General features: G+C 74.2%; 23 protein-coding genes. 7 read left to right on the top strand and 16 right to left on the bottom strand.

The features are described from left to right. Positions 1-114 precede the first annotated feature (114 nt). Complete coding sequence (locus ACWPWW_RS16620) at positions 115-807, top strand: VIT1/CCC1 transporter family protein (RefSeq protein WP_454051439.1); 693 nt, start codon at positions 115-117, stop codon at positions 805-807. A gap of 70 nt (positions 808-877) precedes the next feature. Beyond that, the gene (gene ybaK / locus ACWPWW_RS16615; RefSeq protein ID WP_454051438.1) at positions 878-1375 is read left to right on the top strand and encodes a Cys-tRNA(Pro) deacylase; all 498 of its coding nucleotides are present in this window, start codon (positions 878-880) and stop codon (positions 1373-1375) included. Positions 1376-1414: 39 nt separating this feature from the next. Here ybaK and ACWPWW_RS16610 read toward each other — a convergent pair whose 3' ends face one another. Further along, positions 1415-2233, bottom strand: a complete 819-nt coding sequence (locus tag ACWPWW_RS16610; protein ID WP_454051437.1) for an ABC transporter permease — start codon at positions 2231-2233, stop codon at positions 1415-1417. Further along, entirely contained in the window at positions 2230-3222 is a 993-nt protein-coding gene (locus ACWPWW_RS16605; protein ID WP_454051436.1) for an ATP-binding cassette domain-containing protein, read from the bottom strand. Before ACWPWW_RS16605 ends, ACWPWW_RS16610 begins: the two co-directional genes overlap by 4 nt. Positions 3223-3308: 86 nt before the next feature. On the opposite strand from ACWPWW_RS16605, the gene ACWPWW_RS16600 reads away from it, so the two are divergent. The 4 genes from ACWPWW_RS16600 to ACWPWW_RS16585 are packed head-to-tail and all read left to right on the top strand — an operon-like array spanning position 3309 to position 5806. Continuing rightward, entirely contained in the window at positions 3309-4307 is a 999-nt protein-coding gene (locus ACWPWW_RS16600; RefSeq protein ID WP_454051435.1) for a helix-turn-helix transcriptional regulator, read from the top strand. A 10-nt stretch (positions 4308-4317) separates the two neighbouring features. Next, complete coding sequence (locus ACWPWW_RS16595; protein WP_454051434.1) at positions 4318-5109, top strand: YggS family pyridoxal phosphate-dependent enzyme; 792 nt, start codon at positions 4318-4320, stop codon at positions 5107-5109. After that, on the top strand, positions 5106-5471 hold the full coding sequence (locus ACWPWW_RS16590) for a YidH family protein (protein ID WP_454051433.1): 366 nt from the start codon (positions 5106-5108) through the stop codon (positions 5469-5471). Before ACWPWW_RS16595 ends, ACWPWW_RS16590 begins: the two co-directional genes overlap by 4 nt. After that, positions 5468-5806 carry a DUF202 domain-containing protein gene (locus ACWPWW_RS16585; RefSeq protein WP_454051432.1) on the top strand — a complete coding sequence of 113 codons (339 nt, stop codon included), beginning with the start codon at positions 5468-5470 and terminating at the stop codon, positions 5804-5806. Before ACWPWW_RS16590 ends, ACWPWW_RS16585 begins: the two co-directional genes overlap by 4 nt. 3 nt (positions 5807-5809) lie before the next feature. Here ACWPWW_RS16585 and ACWPWW_RS16580 read toward each other — a convergent pair whose 3' ends face one another. The 11 genes from ACWPWW_RS16580 to ACWPWW_RS16530 form a co-directional block, all read right to left on the bottom strand. Next, positions 5810-6208 (bottom strand): YccF domain-containing protein, encoded by a 399-nt coding sequence (locus ACWPWW_RS16580; protein WP_454051431.1) that lies wholly within the window; start codon positions 6206-6208, stop codon positions 5810-5812. 63 nt (positions 6209-6271) lie between these two features. After that, positions 6272-7348, bottom strand: a complete 1077-nt coding sequence (locus ACWPWW_RS16575; protein ID WP_454051430.1) for a lipoate--protein ligase family protein — start codon at positions 7346-7348, stop codon at positions 6272-6274. 131 nt (positions 7349-7479) lie between these two features. Continuing rightward, positions 7480-8289: a sensor domain-containing protein gene (locus ACWPWW_RS16570; protein WP_454051429.1), complete on the bottom strand. Its 810-nt coding sequence runs from the start codon at positions 8287-8289 to the stop codon at positions 7480-7482. A gap of 38 nt (positions 8290-8327) precedes the next feature. Continuing rightward, the gene (locus ACWPWW_RS16565; RefSeq protein WP_454051428.1) at positions 8328-9569 is read right to left on the bottom strand and encodes a glycerate kinase family protein; all 1242 of its coding nucleotides are present in this window, start codon (positions 9567-9569) and stop codon (positions 8328-8330) included. Positions 9570-9580: 11 nt separating this feature from the next. Beyond that, complete coding sequence (cimA, locus tag ACWPWW_RS16560) at positions 9581-11239, bottom strand: citramalate synthase (RefSeq protein WP_454051853.1); 1659 nt, start codon at positions 11237-11239, stop codon at positions 9581-9583. Positions 11240-11650: 411 nt separating this feature from the next. Continuing rightward, positions 11651-12760: a branched-chain amino acid aminotransferase gene (locus ACWPWW_RS16555; RefSeq protein ID WP_454051427.1), complete on the bottom strand. Its 1110-nt coding sequence runs from the start codon at positions 12758-12760 to the stop codon at positions 11651-11653. 111 nt (positions 12761-12871) lie between these two features. After that, a complete protein-coding gene (locus ACWPWW_RS16550) occupies positions 12872-13915 on the bottom strand; it encodes a 3-isopropylmalate dehydrogenase (protein WP_454051426.1) in 1044 nt (347 codons plus the stop codon). 44 nt (positions 13916-13959) lie between these two features. Further along, positions 13960-14505, bottom strand: coding sequence for an ASCH domain-containing protein (locus ACWPWW_RS16545; protein ID WP_454051425.1), 546 nt, complete (start codon positions 14503-14505; stop codon positions 13960-13962). A 96-nt stretch (positions 14506-14601) separates the two neighbouring features. After that, on the bottom strand, positions 14602-15630 hold the full coding sequence (gene ilvC / locus ACWPWW_RS16540) for a ketol-acid reductoisomerase (protein WP_454051424.1): 1029 nt from the start codon (positions 15628-15630) through the stop codon (positions 14602-14604). 48 nt (positions 15631-15678) lie between these two features. Beyond that, positions 15679-16203 (bottom strand): acetolactate synthase small subunit, encoded by a 525-nt coding sequence (gene ilvN / locus ACWPWW_RS16535; protein ID WP_454051423.1) that lies wholly within the window; start codon positions 16201-16203, stop codon positions 15679-15681. Between the two features lie 11 nt (positions 16204-16214). Further along, the gene (locus tag ACWPWW_RS16530) at positions 16215-18083 is read right to left on the bottom strand and encodes an acetolactate synthase large subunit (protein WP_454051422.1); all 1869 of its coding nucleotides are present in this window, start codon (positions 18081-18083) and stop codon (positions 16215-16217) included. Between the two features lie 318 nt (positions 18084-18401). On the opposite strand from ACWPWW_RS16530, the gene ACWPWW_RS16525 reads away from it, so the two are divergent. Continuing rightward, the gene (locus ACWPWW_RS16525) at positions 18402-19064 is read left to right on the top strand and encodes an AMIN-like domain-containing (lipo)protein (RefSeq protein ID WP_454051421.1); all 663 of its coding nucleotides are present in this window, start codon (positions 18402-18404) and stop codon (positions 19062-19064) included. 13 nt (positions 19065-19077) lie between these two features. Here ACWPWW_RS16525 and ACWPWW_RS16520 read toward each other — a convergent pair whose 3' ends face one another. From ACWPWW_RS16520 to ilvD (ACWPWW_RS16510), 3 genes are all read right to left on the bottom strand, one after another. Then, complete coding sequence (locus ACWPWW_RS16520) at positions 19078-20799, bottom strand: glycoside hydrolase family 13 protein (RefSeq protein WP_454051420.1); 1722 nt, start codon at positions 20797-20799, stop codon at positions 19078-19080. 42 nt (positions 20800-20841) lie between these two features. Beyond that, positions 20842-22554, bottom strand: coding sequence for a dihydroxy-acid dehydratase (ilvD, locus tag ACWPWW_RS16515; protein ID WP_454051419.1), 1713 nt, complete (start codon positions 22552-22554; stop codon positions 20842-20844). Between the two features lie 68 nt (positions 22555-22622). Further along, a complete protein-coding gene (ilvD, locus tag ACWPWW_RS16510) occupies positions 22623-24485 on the bottom strand; it encodes a dihydroxy-acid dehydratase (RefSeq protein WP_454051418.1) in 1863 nt (620 codons plus the stop codon). Between the last annotated feature and the right edge of the window lie 130 nt (positions 24486-24615).

The raw sequence follows: 24615 nt of genomic DNA, 5'->3' as shown, positions 1-24615 counted from the left end.
TGCGGGTTTTCTGACAGCCACGCCCGAATGAGGATAGCCATACCTGTGTTTCCGCAGGTCAGGGCAGCCTTTCCTGTGATGACACGGTCTCCGAACAGGCCTACCGTGGGTCACATGAACGCCCTGTCGACCGGCCTCCTGGACCACCACCGCACCGTCCTCCCGACGGGCGCGCGGTCCGCCGACCCGGACGCGGTCGACGAGCGCGGCCCCCAGCGCCGGGCCGTCGCGGTTCCCCCTACCGACGGCGGTCCGGCCTCGACGGGGACCCCTGCCTCGATGCCGACCGCCGAGCGCCTGAACTGGCTGCGCGCCGGGGTGCTCGGCGCGAACGACGGCATCGTCTCCGTGGCCGCGACCGTCGTCGGCGTGGCGGGTGCCGCGACGGGGACCGCCGCGATGGTGATCGCCGGCGTCGCCGCGCTGGTGGCCGGCGCGCTCTCGATGGCGGCCGGCGAGTACGTCTCGGTCAGCAGCCAGCGCGACGCCGAGCGGGTGCTCCGCGCGCACGGGCTCCGCGACGCCGAGGAGGGGCTGACCAACCCGTGGCACGCGGCGACCGCCTCGCTGGTGTCGTTCGTCGTCGGCGGTCTGGTGCCGCTGCTGGTCGTCCTGGCACCGTGGGGCTCGGGCCGCGTGGTGGCGACCTTCGCCGCGGTGGTGGTGGCGCTCGTCGTCACCGGCTCCTCGAGCGCCCGCCTCGGCGGTGCACCCGCAGGCCGCGCCGTGCTCCGGAACGTCGTCGGCGGCTCGCTCGCGATGACGATCACCTGGGGCGTCGGCGCGCTGGTGGGCCTCGCCCTCTGACGCCGGCCGGCACGCGGCGGCGCCGCCTCCGGCGCACCTCCGCCGGGCCGCCCGGTCCTAGAGTGACGGCGTGAGCAGGCCGAAGCAGTCGCCGTCCGGGACGCCCGCGCTCGTCGCGCTGGCCGCCGCCGGGGTCCCGCACACCGCGCACCCGTACGAGCACGACCCGGGCAGCACCGTCGGGTACGGCCTCGAGGCGGCCGAGGTGCTGGGCGTCGAGCCCGAGCGGGTCTTCAAGACCCTGATGGCGTCGGTCGACGGCGAGCTCACCGTGGCGGTCGTCCCGGTGACGGGCAAGCTCGACCTCAAGGCGCTCGCGCACGCGGTGGGCGGGAAGAAGGCCGCGATGGCGGACCCGGCGGCGGCCCAGCGTGCCACCGGCTACGTGGTCGGCGGCATCTCGCCGCTCGGGCAGCGGACCGCCCACCCGACCGTCGTCGACGAGACGGTGTGGCTGTTCGACACGGTGCTCGTGTCCGGCGGACGCCGCGGCCTCGACGTCGAGCTCGCCCCCGGGGACCTGGTCGACCTGACCTCGGCCACGGTCGCCGACATCGCCCGCCCCTGACAGCCGGCCCACGCCGGCCGTCAGAGGCGTTCCGACCCGTCAGCGGGCGCTGCGTGCCAGCGTGCGGACGCCGACCAGCAGACCCAGCGCCGCCGTCAGCACCGCCGCGACCACGCCCCACAGCACCGTGCTGCTCGCGAGGTCGCCCGCGAACAGCGCCCGCTCCGCGTCGACCACGTACCGCAGCGGGTTCACGTCGGCCGCGACCTGCATCCACCGCGGGCCCGACTCCAGCGGCAGCAGCATCCCCGACAGGATGAGCAGCGGGAACAGCAGGGTCTGCTGCACCGCCCAGAACATCCAGTCCTGCTTCCGCACGGCGATGGCCAGCGCGTACGACAGCGAGCCGATCCCGACGCCGAACACCGCGAGGAGCAGCAGCCCGAGCAGCGCGCCCGGCGGGCTGAACGTGAACCCGAACGGCAGCATCACCGCCACCACCACGACCGACTGCGCGACGATCGGCACCATCTCCTTCCAGGACCGGCCGACCAGCTGCGCGGACCGGGCGAGCGGGGTGACGAGCAGCCGCTCGTGCGCGCCGGTCTGCATCTCGAACAGCAGGTTCGCGCCGGTGGTGGAGGTGCCGAACAGCGTCGTCATCACGAGGATCCCGGGCACGAACCACGCCCAGACGTCCCCGCCCGGCAGCCCGTCCCCCCCCGACCCCGCCAGCAGCGGCCCGAACAGCCCGAGGAACACGACGGGCTGGATCAGGCCGAACACGACGGAGAACGGGTCGCGCAGGGTCGGCATCAGCTCGCGCGTCATCACGAGCCAGGCGTCGCCCCACCAGGAGCGCGCGGCCTCGCGGGCCGGGAGCGTCTCGGTCACGGGTGCGGTCGTCGTCGCGGTCATGCCGCCACCTCCACGGGGTCGGCCGGCCGTGCTGCGCCCTCGTCGCGCAGGCTGCGGCCGGTGAGGGTCAGGAAGACGTCGTCGAGCGTGGGCTGCAGCCCCTCGGCCCGCGCCACCCGGATGCCGCGGCGCACTGCCTCCGCCAGCACGTCGGGCAGGGCGGTCGGCGCGTCGGCGACCCGGGCGCGGACGGCCGCACCCTCGACCTCCAGGTCCCGCGCACCTCCCGCCCGCGCGACGACCTCGGCCAGCGCCGGGGCGTCGGTCGGGTCCGCGACGGCCAGCACCAGGCGGTCGCCGGCCAGCGTGTGCTTGAGCGCGGCCGCGGTGTCGTCGGCGATGACCTGCCCGTCGTCGACCACCACGACCCGCTCGGCCATGGAGTCGGCCTCGTCCAGGTAGTGCGTCGTGAGCACGACGGTCATGTCGTGCTGCGCGCGCAGCCGCAGGATGTGCTCCCACAGGTTGGCGCGGTTGTGCGGGTCGAGGCCGGTAGACGGCTCGTCGAGGAACAGCAGCCGCGGCGCGTGCACGAGGCCGAGCGCCACGTCGAGCCGCCGCCGCTGCCCGCCGGACAGGTCGGACACCTTCCTCCGGGCCAGCGGCTCCAGCTCGAGCTGCGCCATGAGCTCGCCGGCCCGGCGCCGGGCGTCGCGCCGGTCGAGCCCGTACACGACGCCCTGCACGACCAGCTCGTCGAGCGCCCGCTGGGCGTGGCCCGCACCGTTGCCCTGCCCGACGTAGCCGATGCGGCGCCGGACGGTCCCCGGCTCCCGCGTGATGTCCGCCCCGGCCACGGTCGCGGTGCCCGCGGTGGGCGCGATGAGCGTGGTCAGCATCCGGATCGTGGTGGTCTTGCCGGCGCCGTTCGGGCCGAGCACGGCCACGAGCTCGCCGGGCGCGATGTCCAGGTCGATGCCGCGCACGGCGTGCACGGTCTCGCCCTTGCCCCCGCTGAAGTCCTTGGTCAGTCCGCTGGTGTGGATCACCGCAGCACTCCCCTCCGTCGTCGAGAGCACGACTCTCCTCGCGGTAGCGGTCAGATCCTGTCCGCTACCCGGAGCACACTGGAGACATGTCGGACCTCCTGGACGCCGGGCCCGCGACGCCGTCGTCGCGGCTGCTGTCCCTGCTCTCGCTGCTGCAGACCCGCCGCGACTGGCCGGGCGAGGTGCTCGCCGGCCGGCTCGGGGTCAGCCCCCGCACGGTGCGCCGGGACGTCGACCGGCTGCGCGCGCTGGGCTACCCGGTGCACGCGACGAAGGGGCCGGACGGCGGGTACCGGCTGGCGGCCGGCAGCGCCATGCCGCCGCTGATGCTCGACGACGAGCAGGTGGTGGCCCTGACCGTGGCGCTGCAGACCGCGACCACCGGCGTCGACGGGCTGGACGAGGCCGCGGCCCGCGCGCTCGCGACGCTGCGGCAGGTGCTGCCCGCCCGGCTGCGCGCCCGGGTCGACGGCCTGGAGGTGACGGCCGTGCGCCGGCCCGAGGCGCTGGCCGAGGAGCGGGTGGACACCGAGCGGCTGGTGGCGATCGGCACGGCCGTCCGGGCGCGGGAGGTGCTGCGGTTCGACTACCAGGGCACCTCCGGCGCAGCGCCCCGGCGGGCCGAGCCGCACCACCTCGTCCTCCGCGGGAGCCGCTGGTACCTGGTCGCCTGGGACCTCGACCGCGCCGACTGGCGCACCTTCCGCGTCGACCGGCTGCACCCCCGGACGCCGACCGGCCCGCGGTTCGAGCGCCGCGAGCTGCCGGATCCCGACGTGGCAACCTATCTGCAGCGGCAGTTCGCGGGGGTGGCCCACCCCTGCCGCGGCGAGGCGGTGCTCGACGCGCCCGCGTCCGTCGTCGCGCGGTGGTCGGGCCCGACCGACGTGGTGGAGCCGCTCGACGCGGACCGGTCGCGGCTGGTCGCCGGGTCGTGGTCCTGGGGCGGGCTCGCCGCGCGGCTCGGCATGTTCGACGTGCCGATGGCCGTCGTCGGACCGCCCGAGCTCCGCGCCGCCGCCCGGGAGCTCGCCGGCCGGTACGCCGCTGCGGCCGACGGCGGTCCGCGGCCGGGCACCGATTAGGGTCGGGACCATGACGACGGGGGCGACCGAGGTGGCGGAGCGGCTCGCGCGCGTGCGGGCGCGGATCGCCGCCGCGGAGCAGGCCGCGGGCCGCGCGCCGGGCTCGGTCCGCCTGCTGCTCGCCACCAAGACGACGGACGCCGCGACCGTGCGGGCCGCCCTGCTGGCCGACATCGCCGGCACCGCGACGACCGCGGGCGCCGCGCGCCGCGTGCTGGTCGGCGAGAACCGGGTCCAGGAGCTCGTGGCCAAGGCCCCGGACCTGGTGGACCTCGCACCCGAGCTGCACGTGATCGGGCCGCTGCAGTCCAACAAGGTCAACGCCGCGCTGCGCTGGGCGACCTGCGTGCAGAGCGTCGACTCCCCCGCCCTGGCGGAGCGGCTCGCCCGCCGGTGCGCCGACACCGACCGCACGCTCGACGTGCTGGTCCAGGTCAACGTGTCGGGCGAGCCGACCAAGAGCGGCGCCGCCCCGCAGGACGCGCTCGACGTCGTGCGGGCGGTCGCCGGCCAGGACCGGCTGCGGCTGCGCGGGTTCATGACCGTCGGCGCGAACACCGCCGACGAGCGCGCCGTCCGCGCCGGCTACGCGCTGCTGCGCGACCTGCGGGACAAGGTCACCGGCTCCGGCGACCCCGGCACGGCCGACGCCACCGAGCTGTCGATGGGGATGAGCCGCGACCTCGAGGCAGCCGTCGCGGAGGGCGCGACGATCGTGCGGATCGGCACGGCGGTGTTCGGCGCCCGGCGGGCCGCGCCTGCCTCGCCCGGCACCGCGGGCACCCCCGGCGCCGCCGCGTGACCGGCGACCGGCGGTTCCCCCGGCAGGTCTACGCGCGCGGGACCGAGCCCGACGGCCGGTTCTCGCTGGCCAACGAGCGCACCTTCCTGGCGTGGGTCCGCACCGCCCTGGCCCTGCTCGCCGGCGGCGTGGCGCTCGAGGCGCTGGACCTGCCCGTCGAGCCGCACCTGCGGCTTGCGGCGTCGCTCGTGCTGCTGGTGCTCGGCATCGTGGCACCGGTGCAGGCGTGGTTCGGCTGGGCGCGCGCCGAGCGGGCGATCCGCGAGCGCCGGCCGCTGCCCGCCCCGGCGCTCGGCGGGCCGCTGGCCCTCGGCGTCGCCCTGGCCGGGGCCCTGGTCCTGGTCGGGCTGCTGGTGCGGTGACGGCCGGGGACGTCCCGCCGGGGGCGCAGCCCGAGCGCACGGCGCTGGCGTGGCGGCGGACCGCGCTGGCGCTGGCGGCGGGCGCGCTGGTCGCCGGGCGGGTGCTCGAGCCGTGGCTGGGGCCGGCGGTCTGGGTGCCGGTCGTCGCCGCCGTGCTCGCGGCGGCGGCCCTGGGCCGCGCGGCCGGGCGCCGGGCCGCGCAGTGGTCCGCCGCGCTCGACGCGCCCCCTGGACGCACCCCCGGCGGCGGGCTGCTCGCCGCGACCGCCACCGGCGCGGTCCTGCTCGGCGCGGCGGCGCTGGTCGTCGTGCTGCGGCTCGCGGCCGCGGGTTGAGGGCTACCGCCCGTAGGCCGCGAACGGCCGGTCCGTCGGCACGATCTCCTTGCCCAGGGGCAGCAGCGAGACCGGGATCATCTTGAGGTTGGCGATCGCCAGCGGGATGCCGACGATCGTGATGGCCTGGGCCAGCGCCGTCGTCAGGTGCCCGATGGCGAGCCACCACCCCGCGACCAGCAACCAGACCACGTTGCCGATCGCCGACATGGCCCCGGCGCGCGGGTGGTCGACGATCGTCCGGCCGAACGGCCACAGCGCGTAGCTGGCCATCCGGAACGACGCGATGCCGAACGGGATGGTCACGATCAGCACGCAGCAGATGATCCCCGCCAGCACGTAGCCGAGCGCGAGCCAGATGCCGCCGAACAGCAGCCAGATGATGTTGAGGAGCGCCTTCACGCCGCCCAGCCTGTCAGGCCGGGGTGCCGCGCGACATCCGGGACACCACCCACCCGACCCTGGTCACGGCACCCGCGCGGTCCACTCCGGGTTGCCGAACTTCTCCGCGACGAGCTCCTCCGCGCGCGCGAGCTCCTCCGGTCGCAGCGCGCCGTCGACCGTCGTGTACCGCGAACGGAAGTGCGCGATGAACGCGTCGATGACGGCCTCGCGCGCCATGCCCGTCTGCGAGCGCACCGGGTCGACGCGCTTGTTCGCGCTGGTGGTGCCCTTGTCGGACAGCTTCTCGCGCCCGATGCGCAGCACCTCGAGCATCCTGTCCGCGTCGATGTCGTAGGCCATCGTCATGTGGTGCAGCACGGCGCCGCCCGCCAGCCGCTTCTGCGCCGAGCCCGCGATCTTGCCGGCCGGGGACGCGAGGTCGTTCAGCCCGGCGAACGTCGCCGTGACGCCGACGTCGGCGAGGGCGCCGATCACCCAGTCGTCGAGGAACCGGTACGACTGCTCGAACGACAGGCCGTCGACCAGCGACGCCGGCACCACCAGCGAGAACGTGATGCAGTTGCCGGCCTCCATGAACATGGCGCCGCCCCCGGAGATCCGCCGCACCACGGTCACGTCGTGCTTCGCGGCGCCCTCGGGGTCGACCTCGTTGCGCAGCGACTGGAACGAGCCGATGAACACGGCACGTTCGGTCCACTCCCAGAACCGCAGCGTCGGCCCGCGCCGGCCGGCGGCGAGCTCCTCCGTGAGCACCTGGTCGAGCGCGCCCAGCACGGCGGGCGGCAGCGGCCCGGGGTGGATCAGCTCGAAGGTGTGGTCCTGCCAGCTCGTCGCGTGCCCGAGCGCGCGGCGCACGGCGATGGCCACGGACTCCGCGCTGAACCCCACCATCTGCACCGGGACGTCGAACCGGCCGTCGGCCTCGGCACGGCGCAGGCCGGCCTCGACCGCCTCGGTCAGGTCCGCGACGCGCGCGTCGGCGGGCCGGCCCCGCAGGGACTCGTCGATGACCGCGAGCGCCTCGTCCGGCTCGAGGAAGAAGTCGCCGCTGACGCTCACCTCCGCGAGCGCGCCGTCGACCACCTCCACGTCCGCTGCCACGAGCTTGCCGCCGGGGACCTTGTACTCACCACGCACGACCCCGATCCTAGGCCGCTCCGGACCCCCGATCCGGGCCTTCCGCCGGCCGAGGGTGCAGAAGGACAGCGGATCCGGGCGGGATCCCCGGTGGTTCCTGCCACCTCGGTACCTGGGCCGGGCCGGGCGGCTCAGGGGGCGAGCGACTGGAGGGCCCGCTGCGCGCTCGCCCGCGCGACCTCGGCCAGCACGTCCGGGTCCGCGGGGTCGGCCGCCGGGTCGACGCCCGACGCCGTGGTCGTCACCAGCGCGTCGCCCGCGAGCACCGTGACCTCGATCTCGGGGCTGGTCGCGCCCTCGGCCGTCAGCGTCAGCCGCCGGACGACGCTCGGGACGACGCCGCGGTCGGTCTCCGGCGGGTCACCCGTCCACGCACCGCCGTCGACCCCGGGGTTGTGCTGCTCGTAGGTGTCGCACTGCTCGAGGGTGCGCACCAGCACCTCGAACGCCGCCGATGCCGCCGCGTCGTCGGGCAGCACCATGACCGACTGGATCACCGTGACCGCCTCGTCGCTGGCGAACCGGCGCAGGAACGTCTCGGGCTCCTCCTCGACGATCGTCACGGCGGGGGTGCAGCCGGGCGGGTCGACGGCCGAGCCCTGCGGCAGCCCCCAGACCGCCTCCTCGGCGTCGGCGAGGCTCAGCCCGGCGGCGTCCGGCACCGCCTGGGCCAGCTCGGCGTCGGTGAGGAACAGGGTGGCCGCGGTGCCGGCGTCGAAGCCGGCGGCACCCGCGGCCGGGGCCGGGGTCGCGGGCTCCGTCGTGGCGGTCGCGGAGCCGGTCGAGCTCGGCGTGCCCGCCGGGTCACCGGTCGCGCGCGGCTCCGCCCAGGGGCGCCACGCCAGCAGGACGCCGACGACCAGCGCCACGACGAGCACCAGGAGCCACGGCCAGGCGCGCGCCCGGCCCGGCGACTCGTCCCGGGACGTGGGCTCGGTCATCGCCTCGCTCCCCTCACCGGCGGCCCTCCCGCGTCACGCTACGGCCCGGTCCCGTCCTGCGCGACAGGTCGGGCGCCGGCCCGCGACGCCCGGACCAGGCGCGTCACCTGCTCCGCCGTGCGCGCCAGGCCCGCGGCGGTCACGGCCGGGTCCATCGCCTCGGCGAGCGGGCGCGGCCGGTCGTGCACCGTCAGGACGGCGTCGAACGTGCGGCCGTCGTCCGCGCCCGGCTCGACCGTGCCGGCGAGCGCCACGACCACGGCACCCGCGTCCCGGCCCAGCCACGCGACCCCGGCCGGGCCCTTGCCGCGTGCGGTCTGGGCGTCCACCCGGCCCTCGCCCGTCAGCACGAGGTCGGCCCCCACGACCGCCTCGGGGAGTCCGACGGCTGCGGCGACGTACCCGAACCCCGGCTCCCGGCGCGCGCCGAGCGCGAGCAGCGCGGCACCGAGCCCGCCCGCCGCCCCGGCGCCCGGCAGGTCCGCGACGGGCCGGCCGAGCGCCGCGAGCGCCGCACCCCACGTCCGGAGCCGGTCGTCGAGGTGCTCCACCTGCTCGGGCGTCGCGCCCTTCTGCGGCGCGAAGACGTGCGCCGCACCGTCCGGCCCGTGCAGCGGGCTGTCGACGTCGGTCAGCACGACCAGCTCGACCCCGCCCACGTCCGGCAGGGCGTCCAGGGTGCCGAAGCGCCAGAGGGGGTTGCCGCCGGACGCCGTGAGGGGCGCCCCGGTGTCGTCCCGTGCCCGTGCGCCCAGGGCCAGCAGCAGCCCGAGCCCGCCGTCGGTGCAGGCGGTCCCGCCGAGGGCGACGACGACCCGCCGGGCCCCGCCGTCGAGCGCGTGCCGCACGAGGAGGCCCAGCCCGGCGGACCCGGCGCGCGGCGGCAGGCCCGCGTCCACGTCCACCAGGGTCAGCCCGACGCACGACGCAGCCTCCACGACCGCGGTCGCGCCGTCGTCCAGCCCGTCGTCCGGCCCGTCGTCCAGCCCGTCGTCCAGCCCGTCGTCCAGCACCGCGTACGCGGCCTCCACCGGACGGCCGGTCGCGTCGACGACGGCGGCCACGACCCGGCGTCCCCGGCGCCCGGCGAGCAGCGCGTCGGCCGTGCCCTCGCCGCCGTCGGCCACCGGGAGCACGCGGACGTGGGCGGACGGGTCGGCCGCCAGGACACCGGCACGCGCCGCCTCGCCCGCCTCCGTGCTGGTGAGGCAGCCCTTGAAGGCGTCGAGCGCGACGACGACCTGCACGGCCCCGGCCCGCCGAGGAGGGGCGTCCCGCACGCCGAGCACCGTCAGCGCGGCGCCACGCCGCGGTTCCGCAGGCCCCAGATCGCCGAGTCCGTCAGCGCCTCCCACGACGCCTCGATCAGGTTCGGCCCCACGCCCACGGTGCTCCACGCGGTCTGCCCGTCGGTGGTCTCGATGAGCACGCGGGTCACCGCGTCCGTCCCGTGCATCGCGTCCAGGATGCGCACCTTGAAGTCGATCAGCTCGAACTCGGCGAGCTCCGGGTACACCCGCTGCAGCGCGAGGCGCAGCGCGTGGTCGAGGGCGTTGACCGGGCCGTTCCCCTCGCCGGTGGCGACGATCCGCTCGCCGCCCGCGTGCAGCTTCACCGTGGCCTCGGCGGTCGCCGGGGTCCCGCGCGAGCCGGCCCGCTCGACGATGGCCCGCCAGCTCTCCACCCGGAAGTACGCGGGGCGGCGGCCGTCGACCTCCTCGGCGAGCAGCAGCTCGAACGACGCGTCGGCCGCGTCGTACGTGTAGCCCTGGGCCTCGGCGTCCTTGATCCGGTTGGTCACCCGGGTGAGCACCTCGTCCTGGCCCGCCAGGTCGAACCCGAGCTCGCGGCCCTTGAGCTCGATCGACGCCCGCCCGGCCATCTCCGAGACGAGCATCCGCATCCCGTTGCCCACGGCCTGCGGATCGATGTGCTGGTAGAGGTCGGGGTCCACCCGGATCGCGGACGCGTGCAGGCCGGCCTTGTGCGCGAACGCGCTCACACCGACGTAGGGCTGCCGGGCGAACGGCGCGATGTTCGTGATCTCGCTGATCTGGTGCGCGATGCGGGTCATCCCGGCCAGCCCGCCGGAGCCGTCCGCGGGCGGGACCAGCACGCTGCGTCCCGTCTTGAGCTCGAGGTTGGCGACGACCGCCAGCAGGTCGGCGTTGCCCGTGCGCTCGCCGTACCCGTTCACCGTGCCCTGCACGTGCACCGCGCCGGCCTCGACCGCGGCCAGCGAGTTGGCGACCGCGCAGCCGGAGTCGTTGTGCGCGTGCACGCCCAGGCGCGTCAGCCGGTCGGCCGTGCCGAGCGCCGCGCGCAGCTGCCCGACGACCTCCCCGACCTGGGCCGGCAGCAGGCCGCCGTTGGTGTCGCACAGCACCACGGTCTCGGCACCCGCCTCGACCGCGGCGAGCACGACGTCCCGCGCGTAGGCCGCGTCGTACCGGAAGCCGTCGAAGAAGTGCTCCGCGTCCACGACCACCCGGCGCCCCTCGTCGACCAGCAGGCGCACGGAGTCGGCGACCATGGCCAGGTTCTCGGCGCCGGTCGTGCGCAGGGCGCGCTCGACGTGCCGCGAGTCGCTCTTGGCGACCAGCGTCACGACCGGCGCCTCGGAGTCGAGCAGCGCGCGCAGCTGCGGGTCGTCCCACGCGCGCACGCCGGGCTTGCGCGTCGCGCCGAACGCCGCGAGCACCGCGTGCCGCAGGTCGAGCTCCTTGGCCGCCCGCGCGAAGAACTCGGTGTCCTTCGGGATCGCGCCGGGCCAGCCGCCCTCGATGTAGCCGACGCCGAGCTCGTCCAGCAGCGGGGCGATGGCGAGCTTGTCGGCGACCGACAGGTTCATGCCCTCCTGCTGGGCGCCGTCGCGCAGCGTGGTGTCGTAGACGTCGAACGCCGCCGGGCCGCCGTCGGCGGCGGGGTGCGCCGCGCCGCCGAGCGGCAGCGTGCGGGGGGTGTGCGCGTCGTGGGGCTGGCTGGTCACGGGTCGGGCTTCTCTCGGCGAGGGGACGGTGCGAGGTGCCGGGGCCGCCGGGGTCGGCGGGCTGGTCGAGCAACAAAAAGACCCCCCGGGTTCGGGAGGTCGGCGCGTCCGCGGTGGTGGGCGGACGCGCTAGGCGATGACGATCGGTCGCAGGTCGGACACAGCCCCATGGTGACACACGCCACCCCCGCCGTCAGCCCCGCCCACCCCCTGGGACGCGGGCCGCGGCGCCGCGGCCCCGGCGCCGCGGCCCCGGCGCCGCGGCTCCGGCGCCGCGGCTCCGAGGTCGAGGGGTTGCGGCGAGGTCGAGGGGTCGAGCCCCTCCGACGACGACAACCCCTCGACCTCGCGCCACGCGCGGAGCGCGACCGGTCAGACCAGGCGGTGCATCCAGCCGTGGGTGTCGGGGGTGCGGCCGTACTGGATGTCCGTGAGGCGGGTGCGGATGCTCTGCATCACCGGGCCGGCCGTGCCGTCGCCGACGGTGTCGTCGAAGTCCGTGCCCGCGAGCCGGCCGATCGGCGTGACGACCGCGGCGGTGCCGCAGGCGAACACCTCGGCGACGCTGCCGTCGCGCAGGCCGGCGAGCAGCTCCGCCAGCGGGATGTCGCGCTCCTGGATCTCCCGGCCGTCCTCGGCGAGCAGCTGCAGGATCGACGAGCGCGTGACGCCCTCGAGGATCGAGCCGGTGAGCCGCGGCGTGGACACCGAGCCGTCGGCGCCGACGACGAACACGTTCATCCCGCCGAGCTCCTCGATCAGGGTGCCGGTGGCGGCGTCGAGGAAGCACACCTGCTCGCAGCCCCGGGCGTACGCCTCCTGCTGCGGCAGCAGGCTGGCGGCGTAGTTGCCGCCGCACTTGGCCGCGCCGGTGCCGCCCGCCGCGGCGCGCGCGTAGTCCTCGGACACCCAGATGGACACCGGCTGCACGCCGCCGGCGAAGTACGACCCGACGGGCGAGGCGATGACGAGGTACTCGGCCTGCATGCTCGGCCGCACGCCGAGGAACGCCTCGGACGCGTACATGAACGGCCGCAGGTAGAGGCTGGTCTCCTCCCCCGACGGCACCCACGCCTCGTCGGTGCGCACGAGCGCGGTGACGGACGCGAGGAAGTCCTCGGTCGACAGCTCGGGCAGGGCGAGCCGGCGGGCGGAGCGCTGCAGCCGCTCGGCGTTCGCGGTCGGCCGGAACGTCCAGACGGAGCCGTCCTCGTGGCGGTACGCCTTGAGGCCCTCGAAGATCTCCTGGGCGTAGTGCAGCACCGCGGTCGCCGGGTCCAGGAGCAGCGGGCCGTACTTCTCGACCCGGCGGTCGTGCCAGCCGAGACCCTGCGTCCACGAGACGCGGGCCATGTGGTCGGTGAAGACGGTGCCGAACTTCGGCGTGGCGAGCAGCGACTCCCGCTCGGCGTCGGGCCGCGGGCTGTCGGAGAGGCGCACCTCGAAGGAGGCGCTGAGGTCGGTCGTGTCGGAGATGCTCATCGGTCTGCGGCCTTTCACCAGGAGTCTGGACTGACGGTACCTGGGGCGACGACCGGATGGGACGACGCAGCCCCCCGTCCGCGGGTGCGGCGAGGGGCGGCGCGAGGGTGCTCAGCCGGCGATGCGCGCGGCGAGGTCCTTGCCCACCTCGGCCGTCGACCGTACTCGGCCGCCGCGCTCGGCGACGTCGGCCGCGACGGCGGCCTCGACGCGGGCGGCGGCGTCGCGCTCGCCCAGGTGCTCGAGGAGCAGGGCGACGGACAGCACCGTCGCGGTGGGGTCGGCCTTGTCCTGCCCGGCGATGTCGGGGGCCGAGCCGTGCACCGGCTCGAACATGCTGGGGGTGGTGCGGTCCGGGTTGATGTTCGCGGACGCGGCCAGGCCGATGCCGCCGACGATCGCGCCGGCGAGGTCGGTGAGGATGTCGCCGAACAGGTTGTCCGTGACGATCACGTCGAACCGGGCCGGGTCGGTCACCAGGAAGATCGTGGCGGCGTCCACGTGCAGGTAGTCGACGGTGACGTCCGGGAACTCGGCGTTGACGGCCTCGACCGTGCGGCGCCACAGGTGGCCCGCGTGCACGAGGACGTTGTGCTTGTGCACCAGCGTCAGCTTCTTGCGCGGGCGGGCCGCGGCGCGGGCGAAGGCGTCCCGGACCACGCGCTCGACGCCGAACGCGGTGTTCACGCTGACCTCGTTGGCGATCTCGTGCGGCGTGCCGACGCGGATCGCGCCGCCGTTGCCGACGTACGGGCCCTCGGTGCCCTCGCGGACGACCACGAAGTCGACCTCGCCCGGGTCCGCGAGCGGCGACACGACGCCCGGGTACAACTTGGAGGGGCGCAGGTTCACGTAGTGGTCCAGGGCGAACCGGAGCTTCAGCAGCAGCCCGCGCTCGAGCACCCCGGACGGGACCGTCGGGTCGCCGATCGCGCCGAGCAGGATCGCGTCGTGCGTGCGGATCGCCGCGAGGTCGGTGTCGGTCAGCGTCTCGCCGGTGGCGTGCCAGCGGCGCGCGCCCAGGTCGTAGTCGGTCGTGGTGACCGTGGTCCCGGTTCCGGAGAGGGCCGCGTCGAGCGCGAGCAGGCCCTGCTCCACGACCTCGGTGCCGATGCCGTCACCCGCGACGACCGCCAGGTTGATCTGCTGCGCCATGCTCGCCACCCTACTGAGCCGTCTTACGAACCGGGACGCCCGTCTCAGGACTCGGACGGGCTGCGGTCCGAGGGCCGCGGGTACAGCAGTTCGAACCGCTCGGTCACCACGGGCATGTCCGGCGCGAAGGCGGCGCCCAGCGGCTCCAGCACGCGGCGCCAGTACCGCTCGTGCTCCGTGCGCCACGACGCGAGCGTCCGGTCGTCCTCCCCCTCGGCCGCGGCGAACTCCTCGTCGACCTGGTCGAACGGGACGGTCTCGACGCGGGTGGTCCGGATCAGCGCACCAGGCCGGCCGGCACCGTCCGTGACGATCGACAGCTCGCCCCGCACCGGCAGCGACTCGCCGCCCAGCTCGAACTCCGCGAGCGCGGTCGAGGTGCCCGTCTTCACGCCGTCGAGCACGAGGCCGAGCAGCTGGTCCGCCAGCGCCGGGTCGTCCCCGAACGACCACGAGGGCGGCACCATCGACCCGGACACCCCCGGACCCAGCACGGAGGCGAACCGGACCACGCCGGCCCGCACCCGGGCCACCTCCCAGAACGCGAGGATCTCGTCGGCGTGCGCGTCGGGCGTGGCGGCGTCGGTCATGCGACCCATCCTGCCGTGGAAGCACGAAGTGGAGAGTCCTGCCCGACACGCGCGGCGTGTCCGGGCAGGACTCTCCACTTCGTGGAGCGGGGAGGGTCAGCGCGCGGCGGAGCCCTCGACGTAGTCCGTGTCGGACGGCTTCACCCAGGCGAACAGCTTGCGCAGCTCGCGGCCCACGGGCTCGATCGGGTGGTTCTGGCCCTTCTCGCGCAGCTCCTTGAACTCCGGGGCGCCGGCGTCCTGGTCGGTGATGAACCGCTCCGCGAACGCGCCCGACTGGATGTCGGCGAGGACGGCCTGCATGTTGGCCTTCACGTCGGGGGTGATGACGCGGGGGCCGGACACGTAGTCGCCGTACTCGGCGGTGTCGGAGACGGACCAGCGCTGCTTGGTGATGCCGCCCTCGAAGATGAGGTCGACGATCAGCTTGAGCTCGTGCAGCACCTCGAAGTAGGCGACCTCGGGCTGGTAGCCCGCCTCGGTCAGCGTCTCGAAGCCGTACTGGATCAGCTGGGACACGCCACCGCAGAGGACGGCCTGCTCGCCGAACAGGTCGGTCTCGGTCTCCTCGGTGAACGTGGTCTTGATGCCGGCCGCGCGCAGGCCGCCGATGCCCTTGGCGTAGGACAGCGCGAGGTCCCAGGCGGCGCCCGACGCGTCCTGCTCGACGGCGACGATCACCGGCACGCCGCGCCCGTCGACGTACTCGCGGCGCACGAGGTGGCCCGGGCCCTTGGGGGCGACCATGACGATGTCGTGGCCGGCCTCGGGCTTGATGTAGCCGAACCGGATGTTGAAGCCGTGGCCGAAGACCAGCGCCGCGCCCTCGCGGAGGTTCGGGGCGATCTCGTCGCGGTAGATGTGCCGCTGGACCTGGTCCGGCGCGAGGACGACGACCACGTCGGCGCCCTTGACGGCCTCGGCGACCGTGGCGACCGCGAGGCCCTCGTTCTCGGCCTTGGCCCGCGAGGCGGAGCCCTCGCGCAGGCCGACGGTGACGTCGACGCCGGAGTCGCGCAGGTTCAGCGCGTGCGCGTGCCCCTGGCTGCCGTACCCGATGACGGCGACCTTCTTGCTCTGGATGACCGACAGGTCGGCGTCGTCGTCGTAGAACAGCTCAGCCACGATGGAATCTCCTTGATAGGGGTGACAGGTCGTGCGGGAGTGGGTGGGTCAGGCCGACCGGCTGACGCGCTCGAGCGCCCGGTCGGTGATGGAGCGGGAGCCGCGGCCGATGGCCACGGTGCCGGACTGGACGATCTCGCGGACGCCGAACGGCTCGAGCGCCGCGAGCAGCGCCGCGAGCTTGCCCGGGCTGCCGGTGGCCTCGATGGTCACGGTGTCCGGCACCACGTCGACGACGTGGGCGCGGAACAGCTCGACGACCTCGAGCACCTGCGTGCGGGTGGTGCCCTCGGCGCGGACCTTGACCAGCAGCAGCTCGCGCTGCACCGAGGCGGCGTCCTCGAGCTCGACGATCTTCAGCACGTTGATCAGCTTGTTGAGCTGCTTGGTGACCTGCTCGAGCGGCAGCTGGTCGACGTCGACGACCACCGTGATGCGCGAGATCTCCTCGTGCTCGGTCGGGCCGACGGCCAGGGAGTGGATGTTGAACGACCGGCGGGCGAACAGGCCGGCGACGCGCGTGAGGACGCCGGGCTTGTTCTCGACCAGGACGGAGAGGGTGTGACGGCTCATCGGGGTGCTCCTCAGTCCTCGCGGTCCCACGCCGGGCTGATGCCCCGGGCGTACTGGATGTCGTCGTTCGGCACGCCGGCGGCGACCATCGGCCAGACCATCGAGTCGCGCGACACCGTGAAGTCCACGACCACCGGCTGGTCGTCGATCTCCATCGCGCGCTTGATCGTGGCGTCCACGTCGGCGAGCGTCTCGCAGCGCAGGCCGACGGCCCCGTAGGAGTCCGCCAGCTTCACGAAGTCCGGGATCCGCCGCGTGCCGTGGCCGGTGTGCAGGTCGGTGTTCGAGTACCGGGACTCGTAGAACAGCGTCTGCCACTGCCGGACCATGCCCAGCGAGGAGTTGTTGATCACCGCGACCTTGATCGGGATCTCGTTGATCGTGCAGGTGGCGAGCTCCTGGTTGGTCATCTGGAAGCAGCCGTCGCCGTCGATCGCCCACACGGTGCGGTCCGGCTCCCCGACCTTCGCGCCCATCGCCGCGGGCACGGAGAAGCCCATGGTGCCGAGACCGCCGGAGTTCAGCCAGGAGTTGGGGCGCTGGTACTTGATGAACTGGGCGGCCCACATCTGGTGCTGGCCCACGCCGGCCACGAAGATCGACTCCGGGCCGGAGATGTCGCCGATCCGGGAGATGACGTGCTGCGGGGCCAGGTGGCCGTCGGTCGGCTCGTCGAAGCCCAGCGGGAAGGTCTCGCGCCACGAGTCGATCTGGCGCCACCAGGCCTCGAGGTCCGGCTTGCCGTGCTGCGTCTGCTCGCGGGCGAGCTCGGGCAGCAGGTCCGTGATGACCTCGCGCAGGTCGCCGACGATCGGGACGTCCGCCGCGCGGTTCTTGCCGATCTCGGCCGGGTCGATGTCGGCGTGCACGATCGTGGCGTTCGGGGCGAACGACGACAGCTTGCCGGTGACCCGGTCGTCGAACCGGGCGCCGAGGGCGACGACCAGGTCGGCCTTCTGCAGCGCGGCCACCGCGGGCACCGTGCCGTGCATGCCGGGCATGCCCAGGTGCTGCGGGTGGGTGTCGGGCAGGGCGCCGCGGGCCATCAGCGTGGTGACCACCGCGGCGCCGGAGGCGTCGACCAGGCGGCGGAGCTCGGCGGACGCGCCGGAGCGGATCACGCCGCCGCCGACCATGAGCACCGGGCGGCGCGCGGTCGCCAGCAGGCGCGCGGCCTCCCGGATCTGCTTGCCGTGCGGCTTGGTCACCGGGTGGTAGCCCGGCAGGTCCAGCTGCTGCGGCCACGTGAAGGTCGTGTCGGTCTGCATCGCCGACTTCGCGATGTCCACGAGCACCGGGCCCGGCCGGCCGGTCGACGCGATGTGGAACGCCTCGGCGATGGTCCGCGGGATGTCGGCGGGGTCGGTGACCAGGTAGTTGTGCTTGGTGATCGGCAGCGTGATGCCGACGATGTCGGCCTCCTGGAACGCGTCCGTGCCGATCAGCGAGGCGCCGACCTGGCCGGTGATGGCGACCAGCGGGATCGAGTCCATGTTCGCGTCGGCGATCGGCGTGACCAGGTTGGTCGCGCCGGGCCCGGACGTCGCCATGCAGACGCCGACCTTGCCCGTGGCCTGGGCGTAGCCCGTCGCCGCGTGGCCGCCGCCCTGTTCGTGCCGCACGAGGATGTGCCGCAGGCGGGTGGAGTCCATCAGCGGGTCGTAGGTCGGGAGGATCGCACCGCCGGGGATGCCGAAGACGACCTCGGCGCCGGCCTCCTCGAGCGAGCGGACGATCGACTTGGCGCCGGTCACCTGCTCGGTGACGACGGGACGCGGCTGCGCGGACGCCGCGGCGCCCGTGGGCTCGGCCGCGAGGCGGGCGGCGGGCTCGCGCTGCTCGGGCCGGCGGGGCGGTGCCGGGTGGGGGCCCTGGACCATCGGTGTCTCCTGGGTGCTGGTGGAGCTGCGGTGTGGCACGAAAAAACCCCTCGGGCCCGGGAGGTGCCGGGCCGGTCGAGGGGTGCGCGCGCTGACGAAGCCTTCCGTGCGTGGCCTCAGCCGGCGCGCTCGGGAAGTACTACAAGCAGGTTCGTCCGCATGCCGAGGACGCTACGCCGCCCCTGGCGAGATGTCACGCCCGGGGTGCGCCGTCTCACATCGTGGTCCACGGGTCCACTTCGTGAGCAGGGGTGACGCTCTGCGGCTCGTCGGCGCGCCGTCCCGGCGCGTGCGCCCGGCTCCTCCTAGCCTCGCCGCATGACCCGTGCACCGCTGAACGCCCGCCGCCCGCTGCTCGCCGGCACCGCCGTCGCGGTGCTCGCCCTCGTCGCCGCGTGCGCGAGCGGCGAGGAGACCCCCGAGGGCACCGCGTCGTCCTCCGCCCCCGCCGCGTCCGCGACCGCGACGGCCGACCCCGCGCCCAGCCCGTCGGGCAGCGCGACCGGTGACGGCACCGCGGCGGACGACGCCGAGGCGGACGCCGCCGCCCCCGCCTTCGGCAGCACCGCCGACGGCGAGGCCTCCGCGGACGCGCTGCTCTCGGTCACCGGCCTGCGCCTCGGCACGCACGACGCGTACGACCGCGTCGTGGTCGACCTCGGCGGGACGGGCACCCCGGGCTGGCACGCCGAGCGCGCCGCGACCGCGGTCGAGGACCCCACCGGCGAGACCGTCGACCTGGGTGGTGCGGGCGTGCTGGCGCTCACCGTCACCGGGCTCGGCTACCCCTACGACACCGGCCAGACCGAGCTCGGCGTCGGCACGCGCACCCCCGCCGGCACCGTGGTGACCGGCGCGGAGTTCACCGGCACGTTCGAGGGCCAGACGCAGATCTTCCTCGGCCTGACCGACCCCGAGGCGCCGTACCGCGTGTTCCTGCTGCAGGACCCGCTGCGCCTCGTGGTCGACGTCCAGCGCTGAGCCCGGCGGACCGCTAGACCCGGCGGACGACCCGGGCCTCCCACGGCCGCAGCGCCGTGGGCTCGCCCGGATCGGCGTGCGTCCCGAGCACCAGGTCGCCCCACCCCCCGTCGGCACCGACCGGCCACGCCTCGCCGAGGTCGACGGCCCGCTCCTTCCCCGACACGTTGACGACGACCAGCAGCGCGTCCTCGTCCAGCGTCCGCGTGAACGCGTACACCTGCTCGTCCTCGGGCAGCAGCATCGTGAAGTCGCCGAGCGCCACCACCGGGTCCGCGTGCCGCAGCTCGATCAGCCGGCGGTGGTGGTGGAACACCGAGCCGGGGTCGGCGCGCTCCGCGACGGCGTTCACCTCGACGTGGTTCGGGTTCACCGCCAGCCACGGCGTGCCCGTCGTGAACCCCGCGTGCGGCGAGTCGTCCCACTGCACCGGGGTGCGCGCGTTGTCCCGGCTCATCGCGGCGAGCCCGGCCAGCAGCTGCTCGTCGGTCGCCGACGCGAGGGTGCGCGCCTGGGCGACGTGGTTGACCGACTCGATGTCCCGGTACTGGTCGAACCGCGTGAAGTGCGCGTTCGTCATCCCGAGCTCCTCGCCCTGGTAGACGTACGGCGTGCCCCGGTGCAGGTGCAGCAGCGTCGCGAGCGCCTTGGCCGAGGCGACCCGGTGCTCCCCGTCGTCCCCGAACCGGGACACCACGCGCGGCTGGTCGTGGTTGTCCCAGTACAGGCTGTTCCAGCCGACGTCGGCCAGCCCGGTCTGCCAGCGGCCGAACGTCGCCTTGAGGTCGGTCAGCCGCAGCGGCTTCGGGTCGAACTTCCCGCCGGGCCCGTGGTCGAGCCCCACGTGCTCGAACTGGAACACCATGTCGACCTCCCGCCGGGCCGGGTCCGTGTACTTCAGCGCCTCCGCCAGGGTCACGCCCGGGGTCTCCCCCACGGTCAGCAGGGCGTGCGCACGGCCCTCGAACACCTCGCGGTGCATCTCGTGCAGGTACTCGTGCACGCGCGGCCCGTCGGTGTAGTGCGGGCTGCCGTCGCCCCACACGCCCGCTACCACCGGTCCGTCCGGCAGCGACGTGTCCTTGGAGATGAGGTTGATGACGTCCATCCGGAAGCCGTCGACCCCGCGGTCCAGCCACCAGCGCATCATCGCGTAGACGGCCTGGCGGACCTCCGGGTTCTCCCAGTTGAGGTCGGGCTGCTTCCGGCTGAACAGGTGCAGGTAGTACTCGCCGCTCGCCTCGTCCAGCTCCCACGTGGAGCCCGAGAAGAACGAGTGCCAGTTGGTCGGCTCCGCGCCCGGGGCGCCCGGGGCCATCCCGTCGCGCGGCGGCCGCCACCAGTACCAGTCCCGCTTCGGGCTGTCGGGGCCGCTGCGGCTCTCCAGGAACCACGGGTGCTCGTCGGAGGTGTGGTTGACGACGAGGTCCATCAGCAGCTTCATGCCGCGCGCGTGCAGCCCGGCGATCAGCTCGTCCAGGTCGTCGAGCGTGCCGAACGACGGGTCGACGTCCTGGTAGTCGCTGATGTCGTACCCGTTGTCGTCCTGCGGGGACCGGTAGATCGGCGACAGCCAGACCACGTCGACGCCGAGGGCGCTGAGGTGGTCGAGGCGGGAGATGATCCCCCGCAGGTCGCCGACCCCGTCGCCGTCCGAGTCCTGGAACGACCTCGGGTAGATCTGGTAGACGACGGCTCGGGTCCACCACGGTGCGTTGTCGACGGTCCAGCCCATGCGCTCGACCCTCTCACGCGCCGCCGGGGCGCGCAGGGGACCTCAGATCAGCACGGCCCCCGTCGACGCCGACTGCACCAGCTTCGCGTACTTGGCCAGCACGCCCCGCGTGTACCGCGGCGGCAGCGGCGCCCAGCCGACCCGGCGCTCCGCCATCTCGTCCTCGTCGACCAGCAGGTCGAGCGTCGCCTCCGCCACGTTCAGCCGGATGCGGTCGCCGTCCCGCACGAAGGCGATCGGCCCGGCGTCGACGGCCTCCGGGGCGACGTGCCCGACGCACAGGCCCGTGGTGCCGCCGGAGAACCGGCCGTCGGTGAGCAGGAGGACGTCCTTGCCGAGGCCCGCGCCCTTGATCGCGCCGGTGATGGCGAGCATCTCGCGCATGCCCGGGCCGCCCTTGGGGCCCTCGTACCGGATGACGACGACGTCGCCCGCCTGGATGGTCCCGTCCTCCAGGGCGTCCAGGGCGGCGCGCTCGCGCTCGAAGACCCGGGCGGTGCCCTCGAACACGTCGGTGTCGAAGCCCGCGGACTTCACGACGGCGCCCTCGGGGGCCAGCGACCCGTCGAGGATCGTGATGCCGCCGGTGTGGTGGATCGGGTTGTCGAGCGCGCGCAGGATCTTGCCGTCCGGGTCCGGCGGGGTGATGTCGGCGAGGTTCTCCGCGACGGTCTTCCCGGTCACCGTGAGGCAGTCGCCGTGGAGCAGACCGGCGTCGAGCAGCGCCTTCATCACGACCGGCACGCCGCCGATGCGGTCCACGTCGGCCATCACGTAGCGGCCGAACGGCTTGAGGTCGCCCAGGTGCGGCACCTTCGCCGCGACGCGCTTGAAGTCGTCCAGGGTCAGGTCGACCTCGGCCTCGTGCGCGATGGCCAGCAGGTGCAGCACCGCGTTGGTCGAGCCGCCGAACGCCATGACCACCGCGATGGCGTTCTCGAACGCCTCCTTGGTCATGATCTGCCGGGCGGTGATGCCCTGGCGCAGCAGCTCGACGACGGCCTCGCCGGACTTCGCGGCGAAGTTGTCGCGGCGACGGTCGGCGCTCGGCGGGGCGGCGGAGCCCGGCAGCGACATGCCCATCGCCTCGGCGACGGACGCCATCGTGTTGGCGGTGTACATGCCGCCGCAGGCGCCCTCGCCCGGGCAGATCGCGCGCTCGATGCGGTCCAGGTCGCCCGTGCTCATCAGCCCGCGGGCGCAGGCGCCGACGGCCTCGAAGGCGTCGATCAGCGTGACGTCCTTCTCGGTGCCGTCCTCGAGCTTCACCCAGCCCGGCATGATCGTGCCGGCGTACAGGAACACGCTCGCGAGGTCGAGGCGGGCGGCGGCCATCAGCATGCCGGGCAGCGACTTGTCGCAGCCGGCCAGCAGCACGGACCCGTCCAGCCGCTCGGCCTGCATCACGGTCTCGACGCTGTCGGCGATGATGTCGCGGCTGACCAGGGAGAAGTGCATCCCCTCGTGGCCCATCGAGATGCCGTCGGAGACCGAGATCGTGCCGAACTCCAGCGGGTAGCCGCCACCGGCGTGCACGCCGTTCTTCACGGCCTGCGCCAGCCGCTGCAGCGACAGGTTGCAGGGGGTGATCTCGTTCCAGGAGCTGGCGACGCCGATCTGCGGCTTGACCCAGTCGTCGTCGCCCATCCCGACGGCGCGGAGCATCCCGCGGGAGGCCGTGGCCTCGATGCCGTCGGTCACCTGGCGCGAGCGGGGCTTGATGTCGGGGGTCTCGCGGGGCGTCGTCGTCGTCATGAGCCGACTCTAGGCGCGGACGAGGCGAGACGCTCCTGACGTGCCGGAGCGTCTCGCCTCGTGGCTGCTCAGCCCCGGCGGATGCGGCTGACGTCGCGCACGGCACCGCGGTCGGCGCTGGTCGCCATCGCGGCGTACGCCTGCAGCGCCGGCGAGACGTAGCGGTCGCGGTCGACCGGCTGCCAGGGGTTCTCGCGGGCCTCCATCTTGGCGCGGCGGTCGGCGAGCACCTCGTCGGAGACGTTGACCCGGATCAGGCGGGTCTCGACGTCGATCTCGATCTCGTCGCCGTCCTCGACGAGCCCGATCGTGCCGCCGGCGGCCGCCTCGGGGCTCACGTGGCCCACGGAGATGCCGCTCGACCCGCCGGAGAACCGGCCGTCGGTGATCAGCGCGCACACCTTGCCCAGGCCGCGGCCCTTGATGAACGAGGTCGGGTAGAGCATCTCCTGCATCCCCGGGCCGCCGGCGGGACCCTCGTACCGCACGACCACGACGTGGCCGGGCTCGACCTCCTTGCGCAGGATCTTGTCGACCGCCTCGTCCTGCGACTCGCACACCAGGGCGCGGCCGACGAAGTGGAAGACGTCGGGGTCGATGCCCGCGGTCTTGATGACGGCGCCGTCCTCCGCGAGGTTGCCGCGCAGCACCGCCAGGCCGCCCTCGACGGTGTAGGCGTGCGGGACGTCGCGGATGCAGCCCGACGCCCCGTCGGTGTCCAGCGACTCCCAGACGTTCGACGTCGAGAAGGCCTGCGTGGTGCGCACGCCGCCCGGCGCCGCGTGGAACAGCGCCGTCGCCCGCTCGGTCGCCTGGCCGCCACGGATGTCCCAGTCGTCGAGCCAGGCACGCAGCGTCGGCGTGTGCACGCTCGTGACGTCGTGGTCCAGGAGGCCGCCGCGGTCGAGCTCGCCGAGCAGCGCGGGGATGCCGCCCGCCCGGTGCACGTCCTCCATGTGGTAGTCCGGGTGGTTCGGCGCGACCTTCGCGAGGCAGGGCACCCGGCGGCTGATCGCGTCGATCTCCGCCAGGGTGAAGTCGACCCCGGCCTCCTGCGCCGCCGCGAGGATGTGCAGCACCGTGTTGGTCGAGCCGCCCATCGCCACGTCGAGCGTCATCGCGTTGGTGAACGCCGCCTTGGTCGCGATGCCCCGCGGCGCCGCGGTGTCGTCCTCGTCGTCGTAGTACCGGCGGGCCAGGTCGACGATCGTGCGGCCCGCCTCGAGGAACAGCTCCCGGCGGGCGCTGTGGGTCGCCAGGGTCGAGCCGTTGCCCGGCAGCGACAGGCCGAGCGCCTCGGTCAGGCAGTTCATGGAGTTCGCGGTGAACATGCCGGAGCACGAGCCGCAGGTCGGGCACGCGTTCTCCTCGACGCTGGCCAGCGCCTGGTCGGACACGTTGTCGTCCGCGGAGTAGTTGATCGCGTTGATCAGGTTGAGGTGGGTCTTCGCCACGCCGTCGGCGACCACGGCCTTGCCGGCCTCCATCGGGCCGCCGGACACGAAGATCACCGGGATGTTCAGCCGCAGGGCCGCGTTGAGCATGCCGGGCGTGATCTTGTCGCAGTTGGAGATGCAGACCAGCGCGTCGGCGCAGTGCGCCTGGACCATGTACTCGACGGAGTCGGCGATCAGGTCGCGGCTGGGCAGCGAGTACAGCATCCCGGCGTGGCCCATCGCGATGCCGTCGTCGACGGCGATGGTGTTGAACTCCTTGGCGACGCCGCCCGCCTCCTGGATCGCGGACGCCACGAGGTCGCCCATGTCCTTGAGGTGCACGTGCCCCGGGACGAACTGCGTGTACGAGTTCGCGATCGCGATGATCGGCTTGCCGAAGTCCTCCGACCCCATGCCCGTGGCCCGCCAGAGGGCGCGGGCACCGGCCATGTTGCGGCCGTGGGTGGAGGTACGAGAGCGCAGGGGACGACTCACGTGGACAGCTCCTTCGACGTGCTGGGCGTCGCCGCGGCGGTGACGCCCGGACACACTACGTCTGGCCAGGACGTGGTCGTCTCACCTGTCCGACGTGTGATCGACCAGATGGTGAGACGCGCGGAAGGGG

The organism is Cellulomonas sp. Marseille-Q8402, from assembly GCF_965119525.1.
The sequence above is the reverse complement of the archived record's forward strand: the minus strand, read 5'-3'. Positions and strand labels throughout refer to the sequence as shown.